The 13,849-nt window shown below is 67.6% G+C and carries 7 protein-coding genes; 6 read left to right on the top strand and 1 reads right to left on the bottom strand.

Features of this window, described 5'->3' with window-relative positions; all coding sequences use genetic code 11:
- Window positions 1-3 precede the first annotated feature (3 nt).
- On the top strand, window positions 4-2,553 hold the full coding sequence (locus AC5P76_RS09975; protein WP_253118611.1) for a glycoside hydrolase family 3 protein: 2,550 nt from the start codon (window positions 4-6) through the stop codon (window positions 2,551-2,553).
- A gap of 73 nt (window positions 2,554-2,626) precedes the next feature.
- Here AC5P76_RS09975 and AC5P76_RS09970 read toward each other — a convergent pair whose 3' ends face one another.
- Complete coding sequence (locus AC5P76_RS09970; RefSeq protein ID WP_053516379.1) at window positions 2,627-3,685, bottom strand: LacI family DNA-binding transcriptional regulator; 1,059 nt, start codon at window positions 3,683-3,685, stop codon at window positions 2,627-2,629.
- A 104-nt stretch (window positions 3,686-3,789) separates the two neighbouring features.
- Between AC5P76_RS09970 and AC5P76_RS09965 the strand changes: the two genes are divergently transcribed.
- From AC5P76_RS09965 to AC5P76_RS09945, 5 genes are read left to right on the top strand one after another with little or no spacing between them, the layout of a single operon-like run.
- A complete protein-coding gene (locus tag AC5P76_RS09965; protein ID WP_495222737.1) occupies window positions 3,790-5,952 on the top strand; it encodes an alpha-glucuronidase family glycosyl hydrolase in 2,163 nt (720 codons plus the stop codon).
- 2 nt (window positions 5,953-5,954) lie between these two features.
- Window positions 5,955-7,931 (top strand): sialate O-acetylesterase, encoded by a 1,977-nt coding sequence (locus AC5P76_RS09960; protein ID WP_429000959.1) that lies wholly within the window; start codon window positions 5,955-5,957, stop codon window positions 7,929-7,931.
- Between the two features lie 59 nt (window positions 7,932-7,990).
- Complete coding sequence (locus AC5P76_RS09955) at window positions 7,991-9,673, top strand: glycoside hydrolase family 43 protein (protein ID WP_253118612.1); 1,683 nt, start codon at window positions 7,991-7,993, stop codon at window positions 9,671-9,673.
- Window positions 9,673-12,378 (top strand): glycoside hydrolase family 3 protein, encoded by a 2,706-nt coding sequence (locus tag AC5P76_RS09950; protein ID WP_253118470.1) that lies wholly within the window; start codon window positions 9,673-9,675, stop codon window positions 12,376-12,378. Before AC5P76_RS09955 ends, AC5P76_RS09950 begins: the two co-directional genes overlap by 1 nt.
- Complete coding sequence (locus AC5P76_RS09945) at window positions 12,365-13,849, top strand: MFS transporter (RefSeq protein ID WP_253118471.1); 1,485 nt, start codon at window positions 12,365-12,367, stop codon at window positions 13,847-13,849. The genes AC5P76_RS09950 and AC5P76_RS09945 overlap by 14 nt, the downstream gene beginning before the upstream one ends.

Below are 13,849 nucleotides of genomic sequence, written 5' to 3'. Positions count from 1 at the left end.
GCCATGACATCGCAGGATTCCATGCGCCGTGCCGGCGCGCTGATCGCCGGACTGATGCTGGCGCTGGTCGGTTGCAAGGGGGGAGACCGGCCAGCGCAGGCCACCGCTACCGAGGCTGATCCATGGCCACAGGTGGCCTGGCCCCTGGCCGAGGATGCCGCACTGGAGAAACGCATCACCGACCTGATGGCCGGCATGACCGTGGAGGAAAAGGTCGGCCAGCTGGTGCAGGGAGACATCGCCAGCATCACCCCCGACGACGTGCGCAGATACCGGCTCGGCTCGATCCTGGCCGGAGGCAACTCCGATCCTGGCGGTCGCTACGATGCATCGCCCGCCGAGTGGCTGGCGCTGGCGGACGCGTTCTACGACGCCTCCATGGACACCTCGCAGGGTGGAAAGGCAATTCCGCTGCTGTTCGGCATCGACGCGGTGCACGGGCAGAGCAACATCATCGGCGCCACGCTGTTCCCACATAACATCGGGCTCGGCGCTGCTCGCAATCCCGAGCTGCTGCGCAGGATCGGCGAGATCACCGCGCTGGAGACACGCGTCACCGGCATGGAATGGACGTTCGCGCCAACGGTCGCGGTTCCGCAGGATGACCGCTGGGGGCGCACCTACGAGGGCTATTCGGAGTCTCCCACCGTAGTGGCCAGTTATGCGGGTGCCATGGTGGAGGGCCTGCAGGGCAGGATAGGGTCGCCTGACTTTCTTGATGGCCGCCATGTGATCGCGTCGGTGAAGCACTTCCTGGGCGATGGTGGCACGACCGGCGGGAAGGACCAGGGCGACACCCGCATCAGCGAGGCCGAGCTCGTGCGCATCCATGCGGCCGGGTATCCGCCGGCGATCGCTGCCGGGGCACAGACCGCCATGGCGTCGTTCAACAGCGTCAACGGCGAGAAGATGCACGGCCACCGGCACTACCTCACCGACGTGCTGAAAGGGCGGATGAACTTCGGTGGCTTCGTGGTCGGCGACTGGAATGGCCATGGACAGATCAAGGGCTGCACGACCACCGACTGTCCCGCCACCATCAATGCGGGCCTGGACATGGCCATGGCGTCGGACAGCTGGAAGGGCTTCTACGAAACCACCCTGGCAGCCGTGAAGGACGGCAGGATCACTGCTGAGCGGCTGGATGATGCGGTGCGCAGGATCCTGCGGGTGAAGTTCCGCCTGGGCCTGTTCGAGGCGGGCAGACCTTCCACCCGGGCGGTCGGCGGCCAGTTCGCGCTGATCGGCGCCCCTGAGCATCGCGCGGTGGCGCGGCAGGCGGTGCGCGAGTCGCTGGTGCTGCTGAAGAACCAGAACGGCATCCTGCCGCTGTCGCCGAAGCAGCGGATCCTCGTGGCCGGCGACGGTGCCGATGATGTCGGCAAGCAGGCCGGCGGCTGGACGCTGAACTGGCAGGGCACCGGCACCACCCGCAAGGACTTCCCCAATGCGGACACGATCTTCGAGGGCATTGCGCAGCAGGCCAGGGCCGCGGGTGGCGAGGCCACGCTTGCCATCGATGGCAGATACACAGTGAAGCCGGATGTGGCGGTGGTGGTGTTCGGTGAAGATCCGTATGCCGAGTTCCAGGGCGACCTGCCCACGCTGGCCTACAAGCCCGGCGATGAAACGGATCTGGGATTGATTCGCCGGCTCAAGGAAGACGGCATTCCAGTGGTGGCGGTCTTCCTGAGCGGGCGACCTCTCTGGGTGAACCGGGAAATCAATGCCGCGGACGCCTTCGTGGCGGCGTGGCTGCCGGGATCGGAAGGCGGTGGCGTTGCCGACGTACTGCTGCGTGGTCCGGATGGCCGCATGCAGCACGACTTCAAGGGCAGACTCAGCTTCAGCTGGCCACGTACGGCCACGCAGTACGCCAACAACGTCGGCCAGAAGGACTACGCCCCGCTGTTCCCGTTCGGCTTCGGTCTGAGCTATGCCGACAAGGGCGATCTGGCGGCGCTGCCGGAAGTTTCGGGCGTCACCGGCAACGAGGGGGCAACCGGTGTCTTCTTTGCCCGCGGCGATGCAGGTGCCGGCATGGCGCTGCGGCTGGAAGATGGTGCGGGGCAGGGCATGACCGTGATCAGCGTGCCGGATGCACTGGCAGATGACCGTCTGAAGATCACCGGTGTGGACCATCTTGCCCAGGAGGATGGCCGGCGTCTTGCCTGGTCGGGTCAGGGGGAAGCCGTGGCCGCACTGCAGTCGCACACGCCGCTGGACCTGCAGCGGGAAGCCAACGGTGATCTGATGCTGTTGACCACGCTGCGTGTCGACGTGGCACCACGTGGCGACGCGTGGCTGGCGGTGGGCTGTGGTGCCGGGTGCTCGGCCCGCATCGCCATCGGGCCCACGCTGGCGGCGCTTCCGGTCGGCCAGTGGACGCGCGTGGGCATTCCCCTGAAATGCCTGGCTGCGGCCGGAGCGAAGGTGGGTGCGCTGGATCGGCCGTGGTCGGTGGGGACGGCTGATGCAATGACGATCTCCGTGTCCCGCGTGGCGCTGGGCGCGCTGAACGAAGCCGAGACCACCCTCGGATGCGGTGCGTGATGGCATCCTGCCTGAAGGCCAGCGCGCTCGACACAGGCACCGTGCGGGTGCCGGCATGACACGGGCCTGTGCGTTACCGGTGCGTAGGCGGGGCCGCCACCGAATCGCGTGCGATCAGGCGATGCGGCACGACATGATCCCGCAGTACGGGGGCGTTTCCGGCCGGGCGACGGATGGTGCGCAGCAGGATATCGATGGCAGCATTGGCCATCGAGGCGATCGGCTGATGGATCGTCGTCAGTTCCGGCCACACGGTGGTCGCGGCCGATGTGTCATCGAAGCCCACCACCGACAGGTCGCGGGGAACCTCCAGGCCGCGTCGGTGCGCCACGGAGATGGCGGCTGCCGCCATGTCATCGTTGCTGGCGAAGATGGCCGTCGGTGGCCGACGCTGGGACAGCAGCTTCTCGGCGGCGGCCAGTCCGGACCGGTAGGTGTAGTCGCCGTGCTGGACCAGGCCGGGTTCCACCGACAGTCCGGCTTCCTGCAACGCGGTGACGAAACCATCGTAGCGACGCGCACTCGCGCTCAGATCCCGGCGCCCGCGGATGAAGCCGATGCGGCTGTGGCCCTGCCGGATCAGGTGCTCGGTCATTTCCTTGCCTGCGTTGAAGTCGTCGATGCGGACGCAGGACAGGGCCTCGCTCAGGCGCCCCGATGCGATGGCCACCACCGGGATGCCGGCCTTCACCAGTTCACTCACGGCCGCCTGCGATTCGCACAGCGGCGGCGGCAGGATCACCCCGTCGACGCGGCTGGCCAGGGCACGCGCTGCCGTGCGCTCGGACTCATCGTCAAGGTTGTCCCAGTAGTCGATGACCAGTTGGATGGCAGAGCTGGACGCGACGCGCAGCAGCCCGACCAGCAGTTCGCGCAGGTAGGCACCGCTGGGATTGGTATAGATCAACGCAATGCGCGTGTGCTGCGCAGCGGCCAGCGAACTGGCCGCCAGATTGGGCGTATAGCCCAGCTCACGCACGGCACGCATCACCCGCTCGCGGGTGACGTCCCGCACCTTGCCCTGGTTGATCACCCGCGACACGGTCATCGGCGAAACGCCGGCAAGGGCCGCAACCTCGTCGATCGTCACGCCCGCGGTTCTGCGGCGAACCGATTTCTTCGGCTTGTCCAATGCACGATCCCTTTGTTCTTGGTGGCGTTGCCGCGCAGGTGCGAGGGCAGATGATGAACCGTTCCGGCGCCGGTCGTAGTCTACAAAGTCGAATGTTAACGCCGTTGTTCCGTGCTGTCGGCGGACGGCTGTGCGCCGCCCTTGCCTTGCTGGCATGCGCCGGTGGCGCACATGCGGAGGATGGCTACGCATTGTGGATGCGCTACGTGCCGGCGGCCGCGGAGGTCGCTGCCGGCTATCGGCTGCAGCTGGGCGAGGTGGTCGCCCCTGACCAGACGCCCACCCAGCGCGCCGCGCGTGATGAACTGGCGCGCGGCCTTCCCGGGGTACTGGGAAAGGCACCGCCCATCCGCACGGACCTCGCCGGTGATCACGCCCTGGTGCTGGGCACGCCGCAGTCCTCGATGCTGGTCGCGCCGTTCCACGAAGACATTGCCACCTTGGGCGAGGATGGCTACCTGATCAGGAAGGTCCGCAGCGGAGGACGCGATCTTCTGCTGGTGGCGGCACGGCAGGACATCGGTGTGCTGTACGGCGTGTTCCACCTGCTGCGGCTGCTGCAGCGTGGCGGATCGCTGGAGTCGCTGGACGTGCGGGAATCGCCCCGGGTTGCGCTGCGGGTGCTCGATCACTGGGACAACCTGGATCGCTACGTCGAACGCGGCTACGCGGGCAGCTCCCTGTGGGACTGGCAGACCCTGCCGCAGTGGCGTGACCCGCGCTATACCGACTACGCCCGCGCCAACGCGTCGCTGGGCATCAATGGCACCGTACTGAACAACGTCAATGCCAGCGCCCTGAGCCTGTCGCCGGCCTATCTCGCCAAGGCCGCCGCTCTGGCGGACCTGTTCCGCCCCTACGGCATCCGTGTGTACCTGAGCGCACGCTTCAGCGCGCCCATCGAGCTCGGCGGCCTGGCCACGGCCGATCCGCTGGATCCGGAGGTGCAGCGCTGGTGGCGGAGAAAGGTCGAAGAGATCTACGCCCTCATCCCGGATTTCGGCGGCTTCCTGGTCAAGGCGAACTCGGAGGGCCAACCGGGCCCGCAGGATTACGGACGCTCCCATGCCGACGGTGCCAACCTGCTGGGCGATGCCCTGGCGCCGCACAACGGCGTGGTGATGTGGCGTGCCTTCGTCTACTCGCACGAGGTGCCGGAAGATCGCGCCAAGCAGGCCTACGGTGAGTTCATCGGCCTGGACGGTGCCTTCCGCCGCAACGTGATCGTGCAGGTGAAGAACGGGCCGATCGATTTCCAGCCCCGCGAGCCGTTCCATCCGCTGTTCGGCGCGATGCCACGCACGCCGTTGATGATGGAGTTCCAGATCACCAAGGAGTATCTGGGATTTGCGACGCACCTGGTGTACCTGGGCACGCTGTACGAGGAAGTGCTGCGGGCCGACACCCGGGTACGCGGGCCGGGCTCCACGGTCGCGCGTGTGGTCGACGGTTCGCTGCACGGCCATGCGCTGACCGGCATCGCCGGCGTCGCCAACATCGGCGTGGACCGGACCTGGAGCGGCTCGCACTTCGATCAGGCCAACTGGTATGCCTTCGGGCGGCTGGCCTGGAATCCGCAGCAGTCTGCCCGCGCCATCGCTGAAGACTGGGCCGCGCTGACGTTCTCGCCGGACCCGCAGGTGACCGGCCCGATCGTGCGGATGATGATGGCCTCGCGCGAAGCGGCGGTGGACTACATGACCCCGCTGGGCCTGCATCACCTCATGGCCCGTGGGCATCACTACGGCCCCGGTCCCTGGGTGGATGGAGGGCCACGCGCCGACTGGACGTCCGTGTACTACCACCGCGCGGACCGGCACGGCGTGGGCTTCGACCGCACCTCGGCCGGGAGCAACGCGGTGTCCCAGTACGCCCCGGCGGTCGCCGCGGAGTACGGCGACCTGGCGCGGGTGCCGGAGTCGCTGCTGCTGTGGTTCCATCATGTGCCGTGGGATCACCGCATGCGTTCGGGGCAGGTGCTGTGGGACGAACTGGTGGGACGCTACTCGCGTGGCGTGCGCCAGGTGCAGTCCCTGCAGGCTGCCTGGGCAACCCTGCAGGGCCGGATCGATGCACAACGCTATCAGCACGTGGCCGCGTTCCTGCAGATCCAGCAGGAGGAGGCGCAATGGTGGCGCGATGCCAGCGTGGCGTACTTCCAGTCGCTCAGCGGCCGGCCGTTGCCGCCCGGCGAACCGCCACCGCCGCACCCGCTGTCGTATTACCAGGCATTGCAGTTTCCTTTCGCACCGGGGGATGGACGATGAGCATGATCGGACGGGCCGGGCGGGCGGCCTTGCTGCTGGCCCTGGCTGCAATGGCCGGGTCCGTCGCGGCACGGGAGCCGGCGGCGTTGCTGCATCCGCTGTTCCAGGATCATGCCGTCCTGCAGCGTGATCGGCCGATCGCGGTCTGGGGCCAGGCGCCTGCGGGGCAGGAGGTTTCCGTGACCTTCGCCGGGCAGGCGGTGACCACGCAGGCGGATGCCACGGGCCGATGGCACGCCACGCTGCAGCCGACTCCGGCAGGCGGCCCCCACATGTTGCAGGCAACGTCCGGCAAGGACATCCAGATCGCCCGCGACATCCTGGTCGGCGATGTCTGGCTGTGCTCCGGACAGTCGAACATGGAGCTGCCCGTGTGGCGCGCGCTCAATGCAGGCAGCGAGATCGCCTCCGCCACGCTGCCGACGATCCGCCTGTTCACCGTGCCGCAGGCCGCGGCGGTGCAGGCGCAGACGACATTCCAGAGCGCGGTTGCCTGGACGCCGGCATCGCCCGCCACGGTGCGTGACTTCTCCGCGACCTGCCTCTACTTCGCACGAGAGCTGCAGCACACGGTCGCCGTGCCGATGGGATTGATCCAGGCCGCTTGGGGCGGCTCGCGGATCGAGGCATGGACCAGCGTCGAGGCGCTGCGCGCGCAGCGGGGCATGGCAGAGCCCCTGGATATCCTCGCGCTGTATGCCGGTGACCCCCTGGCGGCACGCGCACGCTGGGGGCGGTACTGGCAGCAGTGGTGGGTGACGCGCGATGAGGCTGTGCCCGGCGCATCGCCGTGGCGCGCGGAGGCCAGCGACAGCGGATGGCAACCGGCGCCGGCAGCGCTGGGCGCATGGGAGCATTGGAACGTCCCGGCGCTTGCCGATTACAACGGCATGGTGTGGTATCGCACGCAGGTCACGCTGAGTGCGGAACAGGCGGCGCAGGGCGCGACGCTCGAACTGGCATCCGTTGACGAGACGGACATGACCTGGGTGAACGGTGTCGCCGTGGGCAGCCAGTATGGCGCCGGTGAGCGGCGCTATCCGTTGCCGAAGGGGCTGTTGAAGGCCGGGTCCAACAGTGTCGTGGTCAACGTGCTGGACACCTACGGTGAAGGTGGCCTGGCCGGCCCTGCCACCGCACATGCGGTGATCCTGGAGGACGGTCAGCGGGTGGTGCTGGATGCGTCCTGGCAGTACCGGATGGCACCTGGCGGACAAGCGCCCCCGTTCGCTCCCTGGCAGGCGGCGACGGGTCTATCGACGTTGTACAACGGCATGATCGCGCCGCTGGGCGCTTTCGGACTGCGCGGCATGCTGTGGTACCAGGGGGAGTCGAACACCGGCGACGGCGCCGGATATGCGGCACTGCTGCGCTCGCTGCGGGATGACTGGCGACGCCAGTTCGGTGCAGGCACGCCGTTGCTGCTGGTGCAACTGGCTGGCTATGGCCAACCGCCCGTCGCCCCTGCGGACAGCGGATGGGCGCAGGTGCGCGACGCACAGCGCCGGGTCGCGGCCGAAGATCCCCGCAGTGGCCTCGCCGTGGCCATCGACATCGGCGATGCCTACGACATCCACCCACCGAACAAGCAGGAACTGGGTCGCCGTCTGGCCCGGGTCGCGCGCCACGTCATCTACGGCGAGCACGCAGTGGCCCCGTCAGGGCCGGATGCGGCCAGGGCCCTGCGCGTGCCGGCAGGCGTGGCCGTCGAATTCGAGGATGTCGACGGCGCCCTGGCAGCAATCGGTTCGAAGCACCCCATCGGCTTTGAACTCTGCGATGCCGCTGCCCCGCGCTGTGAGTACAGCGACGCCGAACTGGATGGACGCCGGGTGGTGTTGCGCAGCCTGCCTTCCCTGCGCCCGACGCATGTCCGCTACTGCTGGGCCGATGGCCCGGTGTGCACGCTGCGTGACAGCAGCGGGGCGCCGGCCGGTCCGTTCGAACTTCCCATTGCCGACGCCGAGGCCCGACGATGAAGATGTTGTCCCTGCAGCACCCTTCTGCCCGGCGCGCCCGGGTGTCACTGGCGCGCCGGATGCTGGCAGCGATGTTCGCGCTGTCGGCGGCGACCGCCCATGCCGCCTCGCCAGAGGCCGCGCCGCCGGTGTACTTCGACTGGTTCGAGTACCGCGGTCATGACACCGCGTTTGAGGCGCCGCTGCCGGCGGGCCACTACCGCAACCCGATCCTGGCCGGCTTCCACGCCGATCCGAGCATCGTGGGCGCGAACGGGAAGTTCTATCTGGTGAACTCCAGCTTCACCTACTACCCGGGCATTCCGGTGTTCGAGAGCGTCGACCTTGTCCACTGGAAGCAGATCGGCAACGTGATCGACCGTCCGACACAGCTGGATTTCGACGGTCTGAGCGTCTCCCGCGGCATCTTCGCGCCCACCATCGAGTTCCACGAGGGAACCTTCTACGTCGTCACCACCGCGACCGACAGTGGTGGCAATTTCATTGCCACCGCGCGGGATCCGGCGGGACCGTGGTCCGATCCGCACTGGTTGCCCAGCATCGATGGCATCGATCCGTCACTGTTCTTCGACGACGATGGCAAGGTCTATCTGATCAACAACGATGTGCCGCCTGGTCCGGCGCGCTACGACGGCCACCGCGCCATCTGGATGCAGCAGATCGATCTGTCGGCCTTCAAGCCGGTCGGCCCGCGCAGGGTGCTGGTCGATGGTGGCGTGGAGCCGGCGAAGAACCCCATCTGGATCGAAGGGCCGCACATCTACAAGCGTGAGGGTTGGTACTACCTGTCCGACGCCGAAGGCGGCACAGGGCCGCAGCATTCGCAGGTGGTGCTGCGCAGCCGTGATGTGTGGGGGCCGTACATCCCCTATCCGGGCAATCCCATCCTGACCCAGCGCGAGCTGCCGGACGACCGGCCGCTGCCGATCACCAATGCAGGGCACGCCGATCTGATCGAGGGCCCGGACGGCTCGTGGTGGGCAGTGTTCCTTGCCAGCCGCAACTACCAGAAGCGGCACTACAACACCGGGCGCGAAACCTATCTGCTGCCGGTCCGTTGGCAGGATGGCTGGCCGCAGATCCTGCCGACCGACCAGGCCATTCCCTATGTGGTCAAGGCACCGTCCTGGATGCAGGGGCAGGCGTCCCAGGCGCCGCTGACCGGCAACTTCGTCGACCGCGACACCTTTGATGGGCCGACGCTTGCCGCCCACTGGCTGCGCGTTCGGGTGCCCAAGCAGGCCTGGGCCGACCTGGGTGACCGGCCGGGCATGCTGGCCGTGCACCCGCTTGCGGAGAATCTGGACACGCTGCGCAATCCGGCGTTCCTCGGTCGCCGCCAGCAGCATCTGCGCTTCGAGGCGAGTACCGAGATGTCCCGTCCGGCCATCGGTGTCGCGGCGGGCCTGGCTGCATTCCAGAGCGAGGCCTACTGGTACTTCCTTGGCGTCCGCAGCGTGCGCGGTGATCGTCTGTCGGTCTTCCTCGAGGGTCGCGACGGCAGCGGCAGCACGCGAACGCTGGCCAGCCGCGAGGTCCCCGCATCCGCGGTCCTGCGTCTGAAGATCGCCGGGGATGAGGCCGACTACGCGTTCTCGTTCGATACCGGTGACGGGCAGGGCTGGCAGACGCTGGCAGGGGATGTGGATGGCACGGTTCTGAGTACTGATCGCGCAGGCGGCTTCGTAGGCGCACTGCTGGGACCATTCGCGCGCGATGAGCGCGCCGGGAGGAGCAAGTGATGATATCGACTTCGTCCAAAGACGCTGTCCACCGCGGCACGCGGAATGGCCGGCGGGCGCTCTATGCTGCGCTGCTGTGCGTGGCGACCGCCGCGTCGGCCGCTGCACCGCGGCCATGGCTGGATGCGTCGGCCAGCTTCGAGCAGCGGGCCGCATCGCTGGTCGCACAGATGACGCTGGAGGAGAAAGCCGCGCAGATGCAGAATGCCGCGCCGGCGATCGAGCGCCTCGGCGTGCCGGCCTACGACTGGTGGAACGAGGGACTGCATGGCGTGGCGCGGGCAGGGCAGGCCACTGTCTTTCCACAGGCCATCGGCCTGGCGGCAACGTTCGACGTGCCGCTGATGGGCGAGGTGGCGACGACCATCAGCGACGAGGCCCGTGCCAAGCATCACCAGTTTCTCCGCGAGGGCTCACACGGGCGTTACCAGGGGCTCACGTTCTGGTCCCCGAACGTCAATATCTTCCGTGACCCGCGCTGGGGCCGTGGCCAGGAAACCTACGGCGAGGATCCCTACCTGACTGCCCGCATGGGCGTCGCCTTCGTACGTGGCCTGCAGGGCGATGACCCGGTGTACCGCAAGCTCGATGCCACGGCCAAGCATCTGGCCGTGCACAGCGGGCCGGAGGCCGACCGTCACCACTTCGACGCGCGGCCCAGCCGGCGCGACCTGTACGACACCTACCTGCCGGCGTTCGAGGCGCTGGTGAAGGAGGGCGATGTCGATGCGGTGATGGGCGCATACAACCGGGTGTATGGCGAGTCAGCCAGTGCCAGCCGGTTCCTGCTGCGCGACGTGCTGCGGCGTGACTGGGGCTTCAAGGGCTACGTCGTCTCGGACTGCTGGGCGATCGTCGATATCTGGAAACATCACCGGATCGTTGCCACCCGTGAAGCCGCCGCAGCGCTGGCGGTCAGGAATGGCACCGAGCTGGAGTGCGGACAGGAGTACGCCACGCTGCCCGCAGCCGTGCGCCAGGGCCTGATCACCGAAGCGGAGATCGACGACGCGGTGACACGCCTGTTCGCCGCACGGATGCGCCTGGGCATGTTCGATCCACCGGAGCGGGTGCGTTGGGCGCGGATTCCCGCCTCGGTCAACCAGGCGCCCGCGCACGACACCCTGGCGCTGAAGGCCGCCCAGGAATCGCTGGTCCTGCTGAAGAACGAGGGGGTACTGCCGTTGTCGCGTGACCTCAAGCGCATTGCCGTGGTCGGTCCCACGGCTGACGACACCATGGCGCTGCTCGGCAACTACTTCGGCACACCGGCCGCGCCGGTCACGATACTGCAGGGTATCCGCGATGCGGCGAAGGGTATCGACGTGCGCTACGCCCGTGGCGTGGACCTGGTCGAGGGGCGTGATGATCCCAGCGCGACGCCGCTGATCGAGCCGACCTTCCTGCGGCCGTCGGCGGCGTCGACCGAGCGTGGCCTGCGTGGCGAGTACTTCCGCACGGCCGACCTGTCGGGCACGCCGGCACTGGTCCGCACCGACGCGCAGATCGGCTTCCGCTGGGACCGCGGCTCGCCAACCGACAATCTGCTTGCCCGTGGCGAGGCGGCGCCGGGGCAGGGCATTCCCAGCGATGGTTTCAGCATCCGCTGGACCGGACAGCTGCTGCCGCCGGTATCCGGGCGCTATCGGCTGGAGGTGGCCGGCGACGACGGCTTCCGCCTGTATCTGGACGGCAAGCGCGTGCTGGACCACTGGGTGAACACGGATCGTCTGCACGCCGAAGGTATCGACGTCGATCTGCAGGCGGGCCGCGCCTATGAGCTGAAACTGGAGTACTACGACGACGAGCGCGATGCGGGCGTGCGGCTGGGCTGGCGCATGCCGGGCGCCAAGGCACCCTTCGACGAAGCCCTTGATGCGGCCCGCGACGCCGATGTCGTGGTGTTTGTCGGCGGCCTGACCGGCGACGTCGAGGGCGAGGAGATGACCGTCAACTATCCGGGCTTCGCGGGCGGGGACCGGACCGATCTGCGGCTGCCGGCACCCCAGCGCACCCTGCTGGAGGCACTGCATGCCACCGGCAAGCCGGTGGTGATGGTTCTGACCGGCGGATCGGCAATGGCCGTTGACTGGGCCCAGGACCATCTGCCGGCGATCCTGATGAGCTGGTACCCGGGGCAGCGCGGCGGCACTGCCGTGGGCCAGGCGCTGTTCGGCGACGTCAACCCCGCAGGTCGTCTGCCGGTGACCTTCTACAAGGCCGGTGAAGCGCTGCCAGCGTTCGACGACTACAGCATGGAGGGCCGTACCTACCGGTACTTCCGCGGCACCCCCCTGTATCCGTTTGGCCACGGGCTCTCGTACACCCGCTTCGATTACGCAGCACTGCGCATTGATGCGGACAGGATCAATGCCGATGGCCGGCTGGGTGTGCACGTGGACGTGACCAACACCGGCACACGCAGCGGTGACGAGGTCGTGCAGCTCTATGTGCGACGCCAGCAGGCCGGCAGCGACGAGGCCGTGCAGGAACTGCGTGGCTTCCAGCGTGTCCATCTCGCCGCCGGCGAACGGCGCACCGTGACGTTCTCGCTTGAGGCACCGCGGGACCTGCGCCGTTATGACCAAGCGGGCGGTGCCTATGCGGTGCCACCCGGGGCCTACGAGGTGCGGGTCGGCGCCTCGAGTGCCGATATCCGCGCGCGGGCCGGGTTCTCGGTGGAGGCCGTGCATGGCAAGCACTGAACACACCCTCACGGTGCGCGAGAAGCTGGGCTACAGCCTGGGCGATCTCGCGGCGAACCTGATCTTCCAGACCCTGATCACCTATCTGGCGTTCTTCTACACCGATGTCTACCGGCTGCCGCCGGCAACGGCGGCTACGATCATCTTCGTGGTCGGCATGCTCGGCGCGTTCGTTTTCACCCCGCTGATCGGCATCGCCGCAGACCGCACCTCGACGCGGTGGGGGCGGTTCCGTCCGTGGATCCTGTGGACGGCGATCCCGTTCGGCGTGCTGTCGCTGCTGGCGTTCAGCACGCCAGAACTGGGCGCGCGGGGCAAGGTCATCTATGCGCTGGGCACCTACGCTCTGCTGGTCTTCGTCTATGCAGCGAACAATCTGCCGTACTCCGCACTGAGTGGTGTGCTGACCGGCAGCATGGCACAGCGCAACAGCCTGTCGGCCTATCGTTTCGTGGCCGTGATGATCGCGCAGTTCATCATCCAGGTCCTGCTGATGCCGCTGGTGCTGATCCTGGGTGACGGTGACCGCGTGCGTGGCTTCGAACAGGTGATGACCGTGTTCGCCATCGTCGGGACGGTGTTCTTCCTGATCACCTTCGCCACCACGCGCGAGCGCATCGTCCCCACCCGCGAGCAGACCGGAGGCGTGCTGCAGGATCTGTCTGACCTGCTGCACAACCGGCCGTGGCAGGTGATGCTGGCCCTGACCGTCCTGGTGTTCATCAACCTGGCGCTGAAGGGCGGCACGTACATCTACTACTTCCAGTACTACATGAGCGACGCTGCGCTGGTCGACTTTCTGGAAAACTCAGGATTCAACGGCCTGATCGGCGCGCTGAACGCAGGTCTGGGTAGTGCCGGATTCGCCGGCTTCAGCTGGCCCAAGGACGCGGCAACCTCGGCCTTCAGCCTGTTCAATGCCTGCGGAATCATCTGCATGATCCTGGGCATCGGCGTGTCGCGACGGCTGGCAGACCGCTTCGGCAAGCGTGACGTCTTCGGTGGCGCACTGTTCATCTCCACCCTGTTCCTGCTGGCCTTCTACCTGTTTCCGCCGACGGCGGTCGGCGTGGCCTTTGCTGCCTTCATGCTGCATGGATTCTGCTACGGCATCACCATCCCGCTGCTGTGGGCGATGATCGCCGACGTTGCCGACTACTCGGAATGGAAGAACCATCGCCGGGCCACCGCGATCATCTTCTCGGCGATGCTGTGCGGCCTGAAGATCGGCCTCAGCGTGGGAGGCGCCCTGGTCGCCGGCATTCTTGCCCACTACGGCTACCAGGCGGGTATGGCGACACAGCCCGAGGGCGTGGTTGAGGGCATCCGCCTGACCGTAAGCGTCTACTGTTCCCTTCCTTTCCTGCTCGCCGTGGCGCTGCTGTTCGCGTACGAAATCGACAAGCGCGCGGAAGCCCGCATCGAACAGGACCTCCAACTGCGTCGCCGCACGGCCGACGCGTCCGCGTAA

The organism is Stenotrophomonas sp. YJH_SMC_36 (assembly GCF_059369935.1).
The sequence above is the reverse complement of the archived record's forward strand: the minus strand, read 5'-3'. Positions and strand labels throughout refer to the sequence as shown.